Origin of the sequence: Oceanobacillus polygoni, assembly GCF_008304605.1 — a bacterium.
Lineage (GTDB): Bacteria > Bacillota > Bacilli > Bacillales > Amphibacillaceae > Oceanobacillus > Oceanobacillus polygoni.
Window position 1 is genome coordinate 160632 of the sequence record NZ_PIJY01000026.1, and the last position, 19501, is coordinate 180132.

The following is a 19501-nucleotide window of genomic DNA, read 5'->3' on the forward strand; positions in this document are numbered from 1 at the left end:
TGTCAACGCTTACAATAATTGCCTATTTATTCTCTTCTACACTGTCTAAGTTTAATTGCTTCTTAAATCCACTCGTTTTAACGAGTAAAAAGACAAATCCTATGATCAACCATGCCAAGCCGATAGTTTTTCCAATCTCATCCATTCCAAGCAAAATATAGATACAAACGATCATTCCTAATAATGGAGAAACTAGATTCGAAAAAAAATGTTTTCCTTTTCGCTCTTTTCTTCTAATGAAAAATTCAACAATAACGGATAGATTCACAAACAGGAATCCTACTAAAGCTCCGAACACTACGATTAAAAAGAAAACACTGACTGGTATAAGAAGGGCTCCAATGTATCCAACTACCGATAAAAGTAGAATACTATATACTGGTGTCTTAAATTTCGGATGCAGACGACTCAAAAATCTTGGCAATACATTGTCACGTCCCATTCCAAACAAAACTCTTGACCCTGATGCCTGTCCTGCTAATGCTGTCGCTCCACCAGTAATAATAAGAATTAGTGTTGTTACAGCAGCTAATCCACTCCCACCCGCAGCAATTGCTACTTCATAAAAAGCAGTATCTGCATTTCGAAACGTTGTAAAATCCATGTGAATTAGTGTTGCGAAATAAACTTGTACACCAATGAGCACTGAACTAATAATACAAGTTGCAATCGCCGCACGTCCTACTGTTTTCCCAGAAACTTGGGCGTCCTCTGACATAGCAGTAATTGCGTCAAAGCCTATATAAGAAAGAACAGCTATAGAAGCACCTGCTACAAGCGCATTTGTAGAGAAGGTCTCTGGATTAAACACTCCTTTAAAATCAATTACATTTCCTGTGCCAACACCATTCGTTAATGCATAAATGGCTACCCCTACGAACACAAAAACACTTACTAGCTTTAGAATTAGCATAATCAAGTTTAAGTGTGAGGATACTTTCATCCCCATAAAATTAAATAATGTCATGGGAACAATAAAAATTAACAACATTAACCATAGTGGTAAAAACGGCATTAGTTCAATCGCAAAACTTGAACTTAATTTATACACCAGCATAGGAAACACTAAGTAATCTAACAAAATTGCCCACCCAGCGATAAAACCTAATGATGGATTTAACGAGTAAGTAGCATAACTATAAGTAGAACCAGCTTTCGGGACCGCATCAGCCATCTTTCCATAACTAAAAGCGGTAAATATCATTGCAACCAGACCGATAAAAACGGCAAGTAATCCATGACCTTGAGAAGTTGTTGTTAACCCACCAAATAATGACTGTGCTGAATTCGGTGAAATAAATATTATCCCAAATATTACTAAATCACGCGTTTTCAACACCTTTTTTAATTCCAGTTTTTCCTGTTTGGCATCTGTGCCTACAATTTGCTTTGCTACCGCTGTATTATCTTTTGTCACAATCGGAATCTCTCCCTTAAGATAAATTTTCTAATTATACAGTATTTTTCGTATAAAACAGTGTAATTATCTAATCAACTCTTTTTCAACTACCGTTAATGCTTCTGACAAAATTTCTATAATTGTTCCTATTTGTTCTTTATTTGTAATTAGCGGTGGTGCAATGGTAATAATATTCGATCCTTCAAAAATGACTGGTCTTACAATTAGTTTCCTTTTCATACATTCTTGTACAACTTTTTGCGCTACCATTTGTGACGGCTCAAATGGGACTTCATTAGCTCGATCTGCAAATAATTCAAATGCGCCCATCAGACCGATAGCCCTTATCTTCGAAACAGTTGGATGTTTGGATTCAAGGTATTTAAAACCTTTTAAAATTTCAGCTTCCATATTTTTTGCGTTCACAACTAGATTTTCATTTTCTACAATTTCAATGTTTTTCAAAGCTGCTGCACATGCAGTCGGATGTCCACTGTACGTAAATCCATGAAAAAAGATATCACTTGAAAGTTCAGCTAACTCATCTCGAATGGTTTCTCTTATAATGACAGCCCCTAATTGGATATAGCCACTTGTAATCCCTTTAGCTACTGTCAGCACGTCTGGTACAACTCCCCAGTTATTTACACCAAACATCTCTCCCGTACGACCAAACCCTGTAATCACTTCATCAGCAATCATAAGAATTCCATATTCATCACATAGCTGTCTTACAGCCTGCAAGTAACCATCAGGCGGAATATTAATTCCTCCAGCACCTTGAACAGGCTCCAAAATAACTGCCGCAATCGTATCTGCTCCTTCTTTTTCGATAATGCCACGAATACTTTCTCTATAATTTGGATTACTTTTATCGCCTAACTCGCAATCTAACTGAAAAGCCTTCGCATGTAAAAAATCAGGTGCATTAGCCGTTGACATATTCTGAAATTGAGCAATACCCGTTGCACTTGTTGCCCCCATCGTAATACCATGATAACCTCTGTTCAGTCCGATTATTTTTGTTCGTTCTGCTTCACCTTTTAATTTCCAATAATTTCGAATCAATTTAAATGCCGTCTCATTCGACTCAGATCCGCCTGAAGTGAAGAAACTAACATTTAAATCTCCGGGTGTCATCGTTGCAATTTTTTGCGATAAACAGATAACTGGGTCATGGGAAAAACCTTGAAATGATGAGCTATAAGCAAGTCTGCCCATCTGTGTACTTACTGCATCGACCATTTCTTGTCGACCGTGTCCAATATTGACATTCCACAATGAAGATAAACCATCGATATATACATCATCATATACATCAGTTAAGTAGATTCCTTGTCCTTCTTTAAAAATAACAGTAGGACCGTTTTCCTGCTGTTGGTGAATCGACGTCGTAGGGTGTAGATAATACTTTTTATCCAAGCTTTTTAATTTTTGAATGTCTACTTTTTCTTCAATAATATTTTCATTCACTTTAAATCCCTCCATTACAGTTATTAAACTAGTACTACCATGCAATGCACCATCATCACATGACTTTATACAAGCAACCCTTATTACGGTTTATTTTTTGTAATTTTCAGTAATCAAAAGGGATACACGGGTATTGCTTGGTTAATGGATTATAAATCCTTTATTCCACTTCATACCCTTGTGCAATAAATTCCCCTTCAAACCGACAACAAATAATCCAATACTATGCCACCAGCCCCTATAGCTGCAGCATTCTCACCTAACTCTCCTTGTGTGAAGGTAACTTCTAAATCTGGGAATAGTTTCTTATATCTATTCATTGCAGTTTCAATGGACATATCATAAAATAACTTGAGTTCCCTATACATCGGCCCACTTAGAATTATTTTACTTGGATGAAAAATAGTGATTAGATTCGCAAGTCCTGTTCCAGAATAATAAGCCGTATCTTTAACAATCTGCTCACATAGCTGATCTTTTTCCTCTATTGCTGACACAATATGTGAAAAGCTAACTTCTGATACGTTATCTACCTGATCATGAATTACGGAGTCGGCCCCCCTCTTCAAATGATTTTTCACTTCTTTTACTAACGCTGGAATAGTGGAGTATGCATTCATACACCCATAATTACCACATGTACATTTTCTTCCATGAATATCTACTACCATATGTCCTTGTCCAAAAGCCCCACCTTTGTCTCCACCACGCGGACGAAGTATTTCCCCATTTAACATTATTCCTAACCGTATACCAACCCCCTTATTAATATGAAAGATGCTGCTATCTGATTTTGCTGCACCTTGCCTTTGTTCAGCGCTTAAAGCCGAGTTTTCCCCATAATCTAGAACAACCTCTGTATCAAAGTACTCTTTCACTCTATCTACAATTGGAATATCCTCCCACCCTGAGGCTGGAAAGTGTAATGGTTTTTTAATGATTCCGTTTTTTGTATCTAAAGGTCCAATTGCACTAATACCAATACCTAGTAACGAAGATTCTTCTATACCATTTTTTTTCAACATCGTGTGAATCGTATTTATATAAAATTTAATCATGACATCAGGTGTACTTGTTTCATTCATTTCAAATCTTTGTTCTTCAATTGGATTTAAATCCAATGTCATTAGTAGTACTTTTGAAAAGGTACGAGATATATCTATACCCACTACATAATTTGTAGTGGAAGTAATCGCATATTTCTTTGCTTTTCTTCCTCCACTCGAATGAGCTTCTCCACTTTCGTACAAGAGTCCAATTTCTACCAACTCTTCGATCAATCTAGCACAGGTACTAAACTTTAGATTTGTTTTTTCAGCTATTTCCACCTTTGTTAAATCGCTTTCATTTCTAACCACATTATAAACTTCCTTCAAATTAATCCCTTTTTGTGTTGTCAATTCTAGTATTTCTTTTAACATTGTGTATTTTCCCTCTTTTATTTTGGTGTAGAGTAATTATAAAACATTTAATCATTTTAGTCAAAAGTTTTCTAATAATTTTATATTTAATCATTTTTAAATACAAATTAAAAGTAAAATGAGTTATATAAAATCATTTTGAATAAAAGTTTCTAGTGTCTAACACGAATGACATTAGGCCTTCAGTTTCCTAGAACCACGAGAGCCTACGCTTAGTATAATTAAAAAGGATAGAGACACGACTCAGCGTATTTCTATCCTTTCTATGAACATATTAAAGTAAAACGGACATTCAACCTTATATTTCAGTACAATTCTCCATTTAGTACTGGTTAATTCATCAAATCTGGCAATACAGTAACAATCTGCGGGAAGATAATTAGAATTGCCACACATACAAGCATTGCAATAATCATCGGAACAACTCCTCTAAAGATGGTCTGCAGCGGAATATCTCTTGCTACCCCTTTAATAACGTATACACTTATTCCAAGTGGTGGTGTTAATGCACCGATATTAATAACCATAATCATAATTACGCCAAACCAAATACCGTTAAACCCTAATTCCGTAATGATTGGATGCAGAATAGGCAATGTGATAACGATTAAAGCTAAACTTTCAATAAAACAACCTAGCACGAGCAATACAACAAGAATACCTACCAGGATAATATATGGATTCAAATCAAGATTTCCCACATATGTAGTAAGCATAACGGGGATTCTGCTCATTGCCAAAAACTGTCCAAACAGGTTGGCTCCAATTAAAATAAAGAAAATAAAAGCGGTCAATCGAACAGATTCATTTAGTGAATCTTTCAGTCTCTGCCAAGTAAGTTTTCTAGAGATAAAAGCAAACAGAAGTGCACCAAATGCACCTATCCCAGCTGCTTCAGTCGGGGTGAAAACACCTAAGTAAATACCGCCAATACTGACTATAAACAACCCTATAAATGGCCAAATATTTTTAAGGGTAGATAGTTTTTCAGAATTGCTTGCTTTTCCTTCTCTTGGTGGCGCGATGGAAGAATCTTTACGCACAAGAATATAAATCGTAATGATAAAAATAATGATCTGTAAAATACCAGGAATGATCCCTGAAATTAATAATGCGCCAATTGGTTCCCTTGTAAGGATACCGTATAAAATCAAAATAACACTCGGTGGAATTAAAATCCCAAGCGTACCGCCTGCAGCTACACTTGATGTAGACAACCCTTTTTTATAATTATATTTTTCCATTTCCGGCAATGCTATTTTTGCTACGGTTGCAGTTGTCGCATTTAAAGAACCTGAAATGGAAGAGAAAATAGCAGCCGTACCAATGGTCGCCATCGCAAGGCCACCACGTAAATGACCAACCCAACTGTCCACCATTCTGTACAAATCTTTGCCGATTCCTGTATAGGATAGAATCATACCCATTAGAATAAACAATGGAATAACACTTAATGAGTAATTACTCGATGTATCAAAAGGGGTCCTCCCCAATTGGGCAAATGCTACATCCCAGCCTCTAATTAAAGTCGTTCCTAGTAAACTAACAATGATTAGAGAAATAGCTACCGGGATTTTTAGAAAGAACAATATTAGAATAGCAATAATTCCTAAAAAACCTATCAGTTCCGGGCTCATCTTTCACCCACCTTTGCAACGTATTTTAAGGCTAACAATATAGCAGTTAATGCAAATACAATTGCTCCAATTCCTGACACTCCAGCGAACAAATAGATTGGAAGTCCTAAATCCCCTGTTACTGTACCTGAAGTAAATAAGCGCTCTGCATACCAGAACAAGCTTAAAGCCATCAGCACCATCAGTACCATAATAATTAAATTAATAAGCGCTTCCACAATCCATTGAACTTTTTCAGGCAGTCGCTCTACCAAAAAATCAATTGAAATATGCTCTTCTTTTAAATGGGTGTAGGCAATGCTTAAAAAGATAACCATGGATAGACCAAGTTCTGTAAGTTCTACGGCACCAGTAATTGGTTGACTGAATAGCCAGCGACCAAGTACATCTGCTGTAACTAAGAATACCATGATGATTAAAACAACTTGGGCAACATAAAGGAGCCCAGTATTCAGTTTCGTTATAAGCTTCTCCACCTTACTACTCCTCTCTGTCACTCAGTTCCTCTTTCAACTCCATCGCTCGATCATAAATCTCTTGTGCAGGATAACCTTCTTCCGTTCTTTCATCGATCCACTCATCCACCATCGGTTCCAGTGCTTCTTGCCATGCAATTAATGCATCACCTTCTAATCGGGTCACTTCTGCTCCACTTTCAATTGCCGTTTCAAGACCAATTTCTCCGTCCACATCATAGACACTTCCAGCTTCTTTCGCTAGTTCTTTCCCTATTATATTATCGAGTATCAGCTGGTCCTCTTCATTGAAATTTTCATATGTTTTCTGGCTCATCACACTGAAGAATGGCGTAGCAGAGAAATCACCAATTGTAATATAATTTGTTACTTCATGGAAGCTATAATTGTAGAGCGTTTCAAACGGTACGACGGCTGCATCAATTACGCCTCTTTCTAGTGATTCATAAACATCTCCCATCGGCATGGAGATTGGTGTTGCTCCTAATGCCTCAATAATTTTGTTTGCCATCGGGGATGGAGAGCGCACACGCAGACCTTTCATATCGTCTGGAGTTTCAATTTTAATATCCTTACTTATAATCTGAGCAGGTTCAGCAGAAAACAGAAATAATGGATACGTATCTGCGTGTTCTTCCTGCATTTCTGGAAACTCCTCATATAGAGTCATTAGGATTTCCGATGCATGTTCCGCAGATTCCGCTAGAAAAGGCAGTTCCATAATTGTCACAAGCGGAAATCTACCTGGTGAGTAACCATATACACTCAAAGCAATATCCGCTTCCCTTGTTACAGCCATATCATATTGCGATCCAGCATCCCCCAATGTATTCGATGGATAAAATTCCATCGTAATTCTTCCATCTGTCTGATCATGCAGATCAGAAGCAAGTCCATCAAAAATTTTCGTTTGAATTGGGTGATTCCCAGGCTGAAAGTGAGAAACAATCAGATTATGAGAATCCTCGACGGAACTTTCTTGTTTGATGGCCAGCGTACTATTACAGGCAGTCATCATCACGAACACAAACAATAAAAACATTACCAACAGAATACGTTTTCTGATATGGCTATTTTGCATAAGTTTTCTCTCCTCTTCTTCGCAACCTTTAAATGAGCACCCTATCTTTAGATCGTTTTTTAATTCTATTTAATTTAAATCATAAAAAATATATCTCTCTCATTTAGAAATCGCTTACATTTTATGATTTGAGATAAGATATATTAAATTATATATAATATTATATATAAAAACAACACAAATTTAATAATTATTTATTTTATTTTAAAAAACTGAATATTAATATTCGCTGATTAGTGATTATCATTTTAAGTCTATTCATATGAAGAGCATTATAAGAAGGTTTTTATCTCATAGAATGGGAGGAACTATTGAAAAACACATCCTTCTAATATGGTGATCCCCATACTAGAAGGAAGTATCGTATTGAATTTCTTTCTCTATTAAGTAAACAGTTTTTGTATTTCTTTATCTGGATTAACCCACGTATCGTTCGTCCAGCCGTTAAGGTCGTAATCATTCATTGCTTGATCAACGAATGCTTTGTATTTGTCAGTTTGGCCTGCTGTATTAGCCATCTTCAATGCATCCAAACGAATTCCTTCATTGTTACCGGCATAGTTTATTTCATACAGTTCATTACGTCCGCCAAATTCAGTTCCTGTTGCATCCCAAACCATTTTCAATAGCTTTACTCTTTCTTCTGCACTTACACCTGTTCCTTTATAATATTGATCGATGTAAGGGCGAAGCTCAGGGTTAAGAAAATCCTTTGTGCTCGAAGGAAGTGAGATCAGACCACCTGCTACCACTTCGTTAAATGTATTTTTGATGATTGGCCATACAGTCGGTGCAAACGTACGATATGCAGTTGCATAGGTTGAATTCGGGAGTTTATACCCTTCTGGACCATCTTCCGGATCAAGAGCCATTGCTGTGGAAATAGCCCAAAACATATTGCGATAGGAGATGACTTCACCAATTCTTGCCTGTACACCGCGGAAGTTATTCGTCCCAGCAACCTCAGTAGCTTTAAGCAACATGCCAACCATAAAATCAAGTTTCACTGCAAAGCGGGTACAGCCTTGGAATGTGTAGCGGTTCAGCCAGCCTGTTTGTGGTCTAAAACCATTTGCTATTTCCACATTATTGTAAGTTAAAACATCTTCCCATGGTATCAGAACATTATCTAAAATAATGATTGCATCGTTTTCATCAAAACGACTTGATAGTGGATAATCATATGGGCTGCCTTGTGCTGCAGCCATTTCTTCGTAAGATTGACGACTAATCACTTTTACTCCCGGTGCATTCATTGGCACAAAAAAGATCAATGCATGGCTTTGATCACCTTTCCCTAAGTCTTGTGGGGAATAGTTCGCAACAAAATTATAATGGGTAAGAGCTGCAGAAGTTCCAACCATCTTGGTACCGCTTACAATAATGCCATTATCTCTTTCTCCTACAGCGCGTACGAATACATCTTTATTTTCATGAAGTGGCTTATGTCTGTCTAATTGTGGATTTACAATCGTATGGTTACAGAAAGGAACTTCTTCCTGTCCTTTTTTATACCATCTTCTTGCATTGTCTTCAAATCCTTTATAGAAATCTGCATATGGACCAAGCGATCCTAAAAATGCTGCTTTATAATCTGGTGTACGCCCCATAAATCCATAGCTGTATCTCGTCCACTCCGCCATTGCATCACGTGCTTCAAGCAATTCTTCAGCACTTGTGGATGCTTTAAAAAACTTATGTGTTCGAAAATCACCAACATCTGATTTTGTTGTGATCGTATCTTTTTTTTCTGGATCATGCATTGCATCATACAATTGAGCTATCGATCTTGCGGCATTGCGATATGCTGGGTGGGTTGTTACATCATCAATTTTTTCACCGTTCAAATATACTTGACGACCATCGCGTAGACTTTCTAAATACTCCTTACCATTCATCATTGTTATATAACCTCCAAAATAATAGATATCATAATATGGTATAACTTTTCCTTAAGGTAAGGTTATCAAGGAGGCAACTATCGTTCTACAACAATTAGTGTTTATTCTCTACGGATAAAACGAACAATTTGTGTTCAATTCCATTTTACTTTAAAATGATTTCCCCCTCTGCATCAAGAACTTGTAACGTGAGTAAAAGTTCATAAGTTACAGCAGGCTGGCGTAGATCTTTTTCTAGCATTTCTTCTAATCTTCTTATTCGATATCTTAACCCGCTCATTGAAAGACGCAGCTCCTCCATGGATTTTTCCAGGTTTCCTCCGTTTGCGAGAAATACGTATAGCGTTTTAATTAATTCGGCGCTTTCATCTTTCTTCGCATAAATCGGTCCAAGAAGATGTTTTGCTTTTTGTATCACTGCCTGTTTATCTTTGGAGTGTATGAGCAGACCTGCGACACTGATGTCTTTAAAAAACATGATCTTATCTGTTGCATGGGGCATTTTTAGTGCTGTCATTGCTTCTTTATAATATTCATTCGCGTGCTGAATACTTTCAGATAAGGTACTTGCCCCCATTCGAAAAACACTAGCTGGAAATTCCATTTTTAAATAATCAAGCAGTGACTGGCAAACCTCTCTCATTGTCTTCTTGTTGTGATCTTTTTGAATGAGAAGAACAAGTAGACCTGAACGCTGTCCAATTAACACATTAAACCGGTTTTTAAAGTAATGCTGTACACTTTCAATACTTGATCATGTATAAGCAATCCATTTTCTGAACCAGCATTTTCATTATCATATTTCAATGCAGCAATACAATAAGGTTCATTTAAATCTGTTTGTATATATTTCCCTCTTGTTAGAATTTCTTTTTCTGAGAGAGGGCCTCCGTCGATAATCTGATCAAGAAAGTGCCCTTTTATCCGTTCTACTGCTTCAAATGTTGTTTTCTCATTTAAAATATAGAGCGAACAGACTGAAGCAACTCTCTCCAAAATCATGAGGTCCACTTTCGTTACCGGTTGATTTCCTTCATATATGAATGAACAGAAACCAAAGCACTTTCGCTGCAGCATAATTGGAGTTGTAAGGTATTGGTTTCCTCCATCTGAAATTTCCCTCGTCTGATAATAATTTTCCTCTCGTTGAATATGTACCGCTGACTTAAAATCCAAATAACCATTTGTGAAAAAGTCGAGAGGAAGTCCCGAACCTGCCAGTGGTGATAAGTCTGCATTTTCTATCAATATTGGTATACCTATCTCCTCGTAGATCGCATCTGCAATCGTTTGAAGGTCATTCCCGTTTGTAAACTCGGCCGTAAGACGCTCATGAATGGTAAACGTTTTTTCAAAATTATTCCGTTCCTCCAGCAATTTTTCATAGGTTATCTCAAGTTCCCGAACAATTGGTTCATCATAATAGTACTTTAATTCTTTTTCAATCGAACCGTTCCATTCAGGTATTGTTTTTCCGACATAATAGCAATTATCAGCCCCTGTCGCTTTACATGCCACTTCTTTAAATATAACCGTTTTTTGGCATATTTCAGAGTAGTAGCCACTTGCATAACCAACTAGCGTATAGCATACAGCGGTATCTGAATGACCAAACTGCTCGATAAATTCCTCGGCTTCATAAGATCCGGACCAGAATCCTTCTACGTGAACACTTTCTATCTGTCCATCTTCATCATAATCCAGTTGTAAATCCACTCGTTTGACCTTTGTAAAACCTCGCATCATGTGCAATTCTGGTCCCTTTTTCAAAAGCTCTTCAATAGAGGATTGATGCTTTTTAAGTACATTTTTCGCATCATTTTTTCCAAGGTTCCATCCATACCGAATTAAAAACCCTTTCATTCTCTCCTCGGATATATTGTCCATCAGGTCTTTACGAAGGATTCCAAAGACAGCTGAAGAGGTTAAAATCACCCGCTCATCATCTAAGTAAATTCTTCCCTCGTTATCTGTTTTATTACGATCCATTTTCTGATTTAAGCTCATTTTCGACACCTGCCTAATTGCTAATAGGTTGAGAAATAAAAGGGAGCTGTCTCAGCTCCCTTTATTAAAATGCAAGTGAAATATATTTCGTTTCAAGGAACTCCTCGATGCCGTAGTAACCACCTTCACGACCAAGTCCGCTTTCTTTAAATCCACCAAATGGAGCTTGCGGTGTGGATGGTGCTCCGTCATTCAATCCGACAATCCCATATTCAAGTGCTGCACTAATCCGAATTGCACGGCCAATATTTTCTGTAAATACATAGGCAGCTAAGCCAAATGGGGAATTATTCGCCCGCTCTATTACTTCTTCTTCGTCTTTAAAGGTTGTAACTGGTACTAATGGACCGAATGTTTCTTCATACATACAAAGCATGTCGTCTGTTGCGTCCAAAACTATAGTCGGTTCAACGTATAATCCTTCTAAATTCTTCCCTCCTAAGGCGACGTTCCCCCCTTTGCTTACTGCGTCTTTAACTTGTTCATTTACCTTATCTACTGCACCCTGGTCGATCAACGGGCCAATATCTGTCCCCTCTTCTAGTCCATTACCAATTTTAAGCTTGGACACAGCCTCTGTCAGCTTTGCTTGAAAAATATCTTTAATCGATTCATGCACATATACTCGGTTTGTACATACACAAGTTTGACCAGCATTACGGAACTTAGATGCCACTACACCTGCAACCGCTTTATCTAGATCTGCATCTTCCATTACGACAAACGGAGCATGACCACCAAGCTCAAGTGAGATCTTTTTCATTGTATCTGCAGCATCTTTCATCAATAGTTTTCCAACTTCCGTTGAGCCGGTAAATGTTAATTTCCTAACACGACTATCATCATTCCACGCTTTTCCAATTTGACTGGAGCTTCCAGTTACTATATTAATAACACCTTTTGGAATACCAGCTTTCTCAGCTAACTCAACCAATTTAAATGCCGTTAAAGGTGTTTGAGTAGCAGGCTTAATAACTACGGTACACCCTGCTGCAAGTGCTGGTCCAACTTTACGGGTGATCATTGCGGCAGGGAAGTTCCATGGAGTAATCGCTGCAACAACGCCAACCGGTTGTTTCTGCACGAAAATACGTTTATTCGGATGAGATGCAGGAATAATATCTCCATATATCCGTTTTCCTTCTTCGGCATACCATGATATGAATCCATTTGCATAATCTACTTCACCAATTGCTTCTTTTAGTGGTTTCCCTTGTTCTTCTGTCATAACTTTACCGATTGTTTCTCTTTCTTCTTTTATCAGCTCATGCCATTTCACAAGGTAGCTGCTTCTATCTTCTGCAGTTCTTGCAGCCCACTCTTTTAGGGCATCGTGTGCAGCATCCACTGCCTGCTTTGCTTCTTCTTTTCCACCTTTGGGAATGGTTCCAATAGGTTCATTTGTAGCTGGATTGATAACTTCAATCTGTTCCAAACCTCTTCCAAACCATTTCCCACCAACAAACATTTCATATTGTTGCATATTCTCATACCTCTCTCATTAGGATAATTAGTAGTGCGACTTACCTTATATTACTTTTTATACCGAGTATGGATGTTATTGTGCTTATAAGTCGGATTCGTAAATTCATGTAATTCCAACGATAATGCCAAATAACGTTTTTCATACAAATCCGCAAAGTGGTCTTTTATTGTAGCAAATAGATCATCACAAAGTACCTTTTTATCTTCTTCTGTCCGACCGCCGCCAAGCTTCAGGGTGGCATGAACAAATGCATCGTCTTCCGTTCCATCCGCAACACGATAGTCTACTAATTCGATTGCTCTTGTACGGAGACCGCCGATTGGAATAATAGTAGAATGGGAGAGCAGCGAATCATTAACCTTCTTTAAAAGTTCCGGTATATCCGTTTCTTCTTTGAGATTGGCGGTGTATTCAATAATCAGGTGTGGCATCGTTAGTCCCCCTTCCTTTAATAAAGTTATCTTCAATTAATTCGTTTGAAAGGCTTCTTCCCCAACGATTGTATTTACAAGTCTACCAATTCCTTCTACTTCTGTTATTACTTCATCGCCAACCTTTGTATCCACAGATCCTTTTGGCGTTCCAGTCAGAATAATATCTCCTGAATTCAATGTCATAAATCCGCTTAAATATTCAATTAAATGAGGTACAGAAAAAATCATATCTGCCGTACTACCCTGCTGCGTAATTTCACCATTTACATAAGTAGTCAATTGTAAATTCATTGGATCTTCAATATCTTCTTTATCCACTAACCATGGTCCTATTGGTGTACATGTATCACGGTTTTTCACACGAAGATTCGGTCGATAATAGTTTTCTAAATAATCACGAAGCGCATAGTCATTCGCTACCGTATAACCACGCACATAATCATATGCTTCTTCTTTTTTAACATTTTTAGCTGTTTTACCGATCACAACTGCTAATTCACATTCATAATGCATAAATGTTACATCACTCGGACGAACCGTTTCTCCACGGTGGCCGATGAACGTGTTTGGTCCTTTTAAAAATACTAATGGCTCTTTTGGTGCTTCTTTAAACGAAAGTTCTGCAGCATGATCAGCAAAGTTTAAACCTAATGTAAATACGGTTTTAGGTTCTACTGGTGGGAGCCACGTAACTTCTGATTCTTCGACAATCCGACCATCTTCTAATTGAATACCTGCTTCTGTATCCATTGCATTCTGAATTAAACCATTATACGCTACACGTGCATGTCTCATACAATACCGCCTCCTACAACTACTTTCTCTTTTACCACCTTATTTGCTAACGTTCCTATGCCGTCAATTTCAATTTTAACGCTGTCGTTTTCTTTTGCTAGTGGGGCATTTTCAGGCACACCTACTAATAATACATCTCCTTCATAAAGTGTCATGAAGTCTGTTACCTCTTCCAATAATTGTTCAACTGAACGGATTAAATTTGATGTTGTATTTTCCTGTTTCAATTCGCCATTGATCAAAACGCGGATTCCGAGTTCATTCGGATTTCCGATAGCATCACGGTCAAGCACCCACGGTCCTATTGGGCAGAAACCATCTCTTGCTTTTTCTTTATAGGCAGGACGATAAAAACTTTCATGTGGTATGCTCACATCATTTACGATTGTATAACCAGCCACATAATCCAAAGCATTTTCTTTCTTAATTTTTTTTGCTGACTTACCAATTACGACACCTAAAGCAGCTCCAATCGAAACTTCCTCAAAACCTTCTGGTAAAGGAATCACCGCATCATATCCGATATGTGTATTGATAGGTTTAATGTATAGTATAGGAGCTTTCGGTGGGGCTTTGTATGGATCCTCGTTCATCGAAGGCTCTAACTTGGCATACTCACCTTTATAGTTTAGTAGGGTTCCATAAACAGTTCCAGACACAGGTACATCAAATGACAACTCTTCTGGAGAACACTGCTTTTCATCGAATTCTAAAAGGTTTTGATCGGGTTGATAATTTCCTTCTTTTATCTGTTGAATCCCTTGATGTTTAAATTTTACTCTACTCATCTAACAACACTCCTTTAACATGATTGATTTCAAAAGCTATGTTATGCACATGAAGAAAAAGAGACCAGTAGCTTACTGGTCTTCATTCAATTTCTTCTTATAAGAGATACGATGAAACTATTTATCTAAACCGAAGCTATTTTTTCGATTTTCCCGTATTCAACCAGGGTTTCGCGAATTTCTTTTTGCAATGCTTCTGAAGGTAAGCCCATTGGTTTACGTAGAACTGGTTCAATCATGCCCATCATGCCGAGTGCAGCTTTAACTGGTGCAGGGTTTGTATCTTTAAACAGCACATCATTCAGATTCATTAATTCAAAGTGAAGATCCTGTGCCCGTTTGATATCTCCTTCTTCCCATGCATTATGCATTTCTGCTATCTTCTTAGGCTCCACGTTTGCTGTTGCACTGATGGATCCTGCCCCTCCAATTGCTAGCATTGGGTAGCATAAAAGTTCAATTCCTGAATACAATAGGAAGTCTCTGCCACAGTTAAGCAATACTCTATTAACATGTTCAAAGTCTTTATTTGATTCCTTCGCTCCCACAATATTAGGACAATCTTTTACCAAACGTGCCATCGTTCCTACTTCCATGTTTTGTGCAGTACGTCCTGGTATATTGTAAATAATAATCGGAATCTCTACAGAATCAGCTACTGTTTTGAAATGATCGTACAAGGCTTCCTGGTTTGGTTTGTTATAATAAGGAACAATTACCATTGCAGCATCTGCACCCATTTCTTCAGCTTTCTTCGTTAAGTACACGGTTTCATCATGGTTCGTAGATCCAGTTCCTGGAGCAAATGGAATTCGTCCATTAATTGTTTTGCTTGCATTTTCCATTACTTGAACGCGCTCTTCTGTTGTAAGTGAACTCGGTTCTCCAGAAGTACCAGTTACAGAAATGGCATGTGTTCCATTTTCAATCTGAAATTCGATTAATTCAGACTGCTTTTCGAAATCGATATCTCCATTTGCTTTAAACGGTGTAATTACTGGTGCAATGGACCCTCTTAATCTCTTTTTAATCGTATCGTATTTATTACTCATTTTATAATAACCTCCTGTTAGTTTGCTAAATATATAGATTATTTATATTACTGTAGTTGGCTTTCTTTTTTCTAATGTTGGCTGTTTTGTTTCAACTTTTTCACCTGTATAAACATTGAGGAATGTTGATGCCTCTTCAAACCAGCTATCTGGCGCTTCATGTCCCCAGAAAGTTTGACGTTGAGGATCATCTAAATCCCATTCGATTGGATCAAAGTCAGAATCACCCGTGTAATAATCGCCATTATACAATTCGATACGGTGTCCGTCTGGATCTCTTAAATACAAGAAGAATGCGTTAGACAATCCGTGACGTCCTGGCCCTCGCTCAATTGATGCAGAAAATCCTTTTGCAGCTAAGTAATCACAGCCATCGATCAGACTCATTGGGTCTTTTAACCAGAAACCAATATGATGAAGTCTTGGTCCAATGCTATTCATAAAAGCAGTGTCATGTACTCCTGGTTTACGATGTAACCATGCTGCCCAAATATTATCTTCACCTTTCGATGTCGTATACTCTGAACAAGCAAAACCAAGTTCTTTTATATAATAGTCATAAGCTTTTTGTACATTAGGTACTGCACAGTTGAAGTGATCAATTCGCTGTACTTTTGCACCTACGTGAATGTCAAAGCGCTGCAGCATACGCTCCACTTTATCCATTTCAAAATAAAATTCAACAGGAATTCCTGAAATATCCTGAATGCGAATTGTACGTCCAATTCCTTTTTGCGAACCTTTTTCCATCCACTTTACTTCTGTCCCTTGGCTTTGAAAGAATAATTCTAACTTTTCAAGGTCAGCTTCCGCATTAACGCGATAGCTAATTACTTCAACAGCTGCTTCGGCTTTCTTTTTTAACCAAAGGCAATGATGGTTATGATCTTCAATTGCTCGATAGAAAATGTTCTCATCATCTGATTCGGTTTCGATTAAGCCAAGTGCATCATAGAACTCTCTTGATTTATCTAAGTCTGTAACATGAAGGACGGCACGCCCTGTACGTTTAATATCAAAGTTCATATTTTAGGTTCCCCTCTCCATTTTTGATCTTATTTTCCAAATTGCGGTATATGATGATCACCAATAGCTACATGGATAATTTTTTGTTCCGTATAGAATTCAAATGCATAGTGTCCGCCTTCACGTCCGATTCCACTGTCTTTTGAACCACCGAATGGAGTTCTTAGATCACGCACATTTTGGGAGTTTACCCATAACATGCCTGATTCAATGGCATGTGCTACCCGGTGACCGCGTTTGATATCGTTTGTCCATACATATCCAGCAAGTCCATATCTTACATCATTTGCTTTTTCAATTACTTCTGCTTCTTCTTTAAATGTCATTACTGCAATAACAGGCCCAAAGATCTCTTCTTGTACCACACGCATTTCATTGGAAGCGTTCAACAAAATAGTTGGCGCTACGTAATTGCCTCGGCTTAATTCTGTAGGAATATCACCGCTGATTATTTCACAGCCTTCTTCCTCAGCAATCTTGAGATAGTTTTTTACGTTGTTGTAATGTTCTGTTTTAATAAGCGGTCCAACTTGTGTATCGTCTTCTAACGGGTCGCCCACTTTAATATTCCAAACCCGTTCCTTTAATTTTTCGATAAATTCATTTGCAATACTTTCATGCAAATATAGTCTTGAGTTTGCCGTACAGCGTTCACCATTAAATGAGAATATCCCCCAAGTGGCTGCATCAAGTGCTCTATCAAGGTCAGCATCTTCAAATACGATAATTGGTGATTTACCGCCAAGCTCCATGGAGAAACGTTTCAACGCATCTGCGCCATTTTTCATAATAGTAGATCCTGTAGTTGTTTCCCCAGTGAAGGAAATAAGCTGTACATCAGGATGTTTAACTAATGCATCTCCAGCCGTTTCACCAAAGCCATGTACAATATTGAAAACACCGTCAGGGAGTCCAGCTTGATCGATAATTTCTGCCATCCGATTAGCTGTCAATGGAGACCATTCTGCAGGTTTCAAAATGACCGTATTACCTGTTGCTAATGCAGGTGCGATTTTCCATGTTTCTAGCATAAAAGGAGCATTCCACGGCGTGATTAATCCCGCGACACCAACTGCAGAATGTACTGTGTAATTAATGAATTCATCGTCTACCTGGTACACTTCTCCATACATTTGAGATTTCACTGTATCTGCATAAAAACGGAAGTTATTTGCAGAACGTGATACTTGTTTTCTTGTTTGAGCAATTGGAAGACCAGTGTCTAATGATTCTAATAAAGCGATTTCATCTGTATGTTGCTCAATTAGATCACCTATTTTATATACATACTCCAAACGTTCAGCTTGTTTTAAATTTCCCCACTCACCTTTAAATGCTTTCTTTGCACTTTGAACAGCTTTATCAATATCTGCAGCTTGACCTGATGCAATACTATTAATCTTCTCATTCGTAAAAGGGCTGATATTGTCAAACGTTCCTTTATCTTCAGCATCAACGAATTCTCCGTTTATATATAGCTTAATATCTTCTAGTTTGCTGGCTAGTTCTTCGTGTTTGCTTACTAATTCTTCGTGTTTGCTTACTAATTCTTCATGTTTTACAGACACATGATCCACTCCTTCAGTTGAATTTTCTTTCTATTATGATTATATATTAAATCATATATGATTTGAAGTGTTATTCTTTATTTTTAAAAATAAATTTGCAGTTCCCCCAAAATTTAGCGCTTTCATTTCTTTTCATAATACTGTTATCCATAAAATATCAAGGATGGCACCCTATATAAACGTAGTGCCATTTGGCTGTCTTTTTCTTTCATGAAACGATTGAACTGTATTTAACTTATGCGATCTAACTGCTAATTCGATTACTTGAAAATCTGCATCCTCGCTTAACAGCTGAATAATATGCTCATGTTCATCAATAGACTCTTTAGCTCTTTTTGGATTAAATGTTGACCCCGTCAAACGGATGGAATCCAGCTGCATCCATGTCTTTCGGATGGACTCAATCAAATACTGATTCGGACAGCTATCGTACGTTAAGTCATGAAACTTTCGATTTAGATCTCCAAATTTTCCAAACTCAAACTCTGTTAAAGCCTCCTTCATTTGCTGATTTAAGTCCTTCAAGAATGTAATTTGTTCCTCAGTAAGTGATGCTTTGCTAAGTGCTGTAGCATATCCCTCCATGACAGCCAACGTGGAAAGCGTATCTGTATACTTGCTTTCATCAATCGGCGTTACAACTGGACCAATATTTTGCTGGTATTCAATTAAACCTTCTGCTTCTAACGAACGTACAGCCTCTCGAATTGGAATGGCACTTGTTGCTAATTCTTTGACCAGCTGATTAATAACAATCCGCTGTCCAGGTGCATAGAAACCTTCCATAATTCTTGATTTCATATAATCATATGCTTTTTGTTTTTTGCTTACTCGTTTAGTATTATTCATAGTGTCTTCATATTATATGAATTGGTGAATTTGGTCAAAGGTTCTCTTTAAGAGGTTGTTCAAAAAGTCCGGTAAAAATGACACATCGAATTTCTTCGTTGTCGAAAG

General features: G+C 37.6%; 17 protein-coding genes. All 17 read right to left on the reverse strand.

Features of this window, described 5'->3' with window-relative positions; genetic code table 11:
* Positions 1-22 precede the first annotated feature (22 nt).
* Positions 23-1417, reverse strand: a complete 1395-nt coding sequence (locus tag F1560_RS12625; protein ID WP_246811935.1) for an APC family permease — start codon at positions 1415-1417, stop codon at positions 23-25.
* 66 nt (positions 1418-1483) lie between these two features.
* A complete protein-coding gene (locus tag F1560_RS12630; RefSeq protein ID WP_246811936.1) occupies positions 1484-2872 on the reverse strand; it encodes an aminotransferase family protein in 1389 nt (462 codons plus the stop codon).
* A 197-nt stretch (positions 2873-3069) separates the two neighbouring features.
* Positions 3070-4293: an ROK family transcriptional regulator gene (locus tag F1560_RS12635; protein ID WP_149474990.1), complete on the reverse strand. Its 1224-nt coding sequence runs from the start codon at positions 4291-4293 to the stop codon at positions 3070-3072.
* A gap of 332 nt (positions 4294-4625) precedes the next feature.
* Complete coding sequence (locus F1560_RS12640; RefSeq protein ID WP_149474991.1) at positions 4626-5930, reverse strand: TRAP transporter large permease; 1305 nt, start codon at positions 5928-5930, stop codon at positions 4626-4628.
* Entirely contained in the window at positions 5927-6406 is a 480-nt protein-coding gene (locus F1560_RS12645; RefSeq protein WP_149474992.1) for a TRAP transporter small permease, read from the reverse strand. The genes F1560_RS12640 and F1560_RS12645 overlap by 4 nt, the downstream gene beginning before the upstream one ends.
* A gap of 4 nt (positions 6407-6410) precedes the next feature.
* A complete protein-coding gene (locus F1560_RS12650; RefSeq protein WP_149474993.1) occupies positions 6411-7487 on the reverse strand; it encodes a TRAP transporter substrate-binding protein in 1077 nt (358 codons plus the stop codon).
* A gap of 383 nt (positions 7488-7870) precedes the next feature.
* The gene (locus tag F1560_RS12655; RefSeq protein WP_149474994.1) at positions 7871-9388 is read right to left on the reverse strand and encodes a 4-hydroxyphenylacetate 3-hydroxylase family protein; all 1518 of its coding nucleotides are present in this window, start codon (positions 9386-9388) and stop codon (positions 7871-7873) included.
* Between the two features lie 145 nt (positions 9389-9533).
* Complete coding sequence (locus F1560_RS12660) at positions 9534-10097, reverse strand: PucR family transcriptional regulator (protein ID WP_149474995.1); 564 nt, start codon at positions 10095-10097, stop codon at positions 9534-9536.
* Positions 10091-11395 (reverse strand): XylR N-terminal domain-containing protein, encoded by a 1305-nt coding sequence (locus F1560_RS12665; protein ID WP_149474996.1) that lies wholly within the window; start codon positions 11393-11395, stop codon positions 10091-10093. Before F1560_RS12665 ends, F1560_RS12660 begins: the two co-directional genes overlap by 7 nt.
* A gap of 64 nt (positions 11396-11459) precedes the next feature.
* Positions 11460-12878 carry an NAD-dependent succinate-semialdehyde dehydrogenase gene (locus F1560_RS12670; RefSeq protein ID WP_149474997.1) on the reverse strand — a complete coding sequence of 473 codons (1419 nt, stop codon included), beginning with the start codon at positions 12876-12878 and terminating at the stop codon, positions 11460-11462.
* A 50-nt stretch (positions 12879-12928) separates the two neighbouring features.
* Positions 12929-13312: a 5-carboxymethyl-2-hydroxymuconate Delta-isomerase gene (locus tag F1560_RS12675; protein WP_149474998.1), complete on the reverse strand. Its 384-nt coding sequence runs from the start codon at positions 13310-13312 to the stop codon at positions 12929-12931.
* Positions 13313-13348: 36 nt separating this feature from the next.
* Positions 13349-14110, reverse strand: coding sequence for a fumarylacetoacetate hydrolase family protein (locus F1560_RS12680; RefSeq protein WP_149474999.1), 762 nt, complete (start codon positions 14108-14110; stop codon positions 13349-13351).
* Positions 14107-14898, reverse strand: a complete 792-nt coding sequence (locus tag F1560_RS12685) for a fumarylacetoacetate hydrolase family protein (protein ID WP_149475000.1) — start codon at positions 14896-14898, stop codon at positions 14107-14109. Before F1560_RS12685 ends, F1560_RS12680 begins: the two co-directional genes overlap by 4 nt.
* A gap of 125 nt (positions 14899-15023) precedes the next feature.
* Positions 15024-15950 carry a 2,4-dihydroxyhept-2-ene-1,7-dioic acid aldolase gene (gene hpaI / locus F1560_RS12690; RefSeq protein ID WP_149475001.1) on the reverse strand — a complete coding sequence of 309 codons (927 nt, stop codon included), beginning with the start codon at positions 15948-15950 and terminating at the stop codon, positions 15024-15026.
* Between the two features lie 42 nt (positions 15951-15992).
* On the reverse strand, positions 15993-16976 hold the full coding sequence (hpaD, locus tag F1560_RS12695) for a 3,4-dihydroxyphenylacetate 2,3-dioxygenase (RefSeq protein ID WP_149475002.1): 984 nt from the start codon (positions 16974-16976) through the stop codon (positions 15993-15995).
* 29 nt (positions 16977-17005) lie between these two features.
* Positions 17006-18460, reverse strand: coding sequence for a 5-carboxymethyl-2-hydroxymuconate semialdehyde dehydrogenase (gene hpaE / locus F1560_RS12700; RefSeq protein ID WP_149475330.1), 1455 nt, complete (start codon positions 18458-18460; stop codon positions 17006-17008).
* A gap of 255 nt (positions 18461-18715) precedes the next feature.
* Positions 18716-19393 (reverse strand): GntR family transcriptional regulator, encoded by a 678-nt coding sequence (locus F1560_RS12705; RefSeq protein WP_149475003.1) that lies wholly within the window; start codon positions 19391-19393, stop codon positions 18716-18718.
* Positions 19394-19501 lie beyond the last annotated feature (108 nt).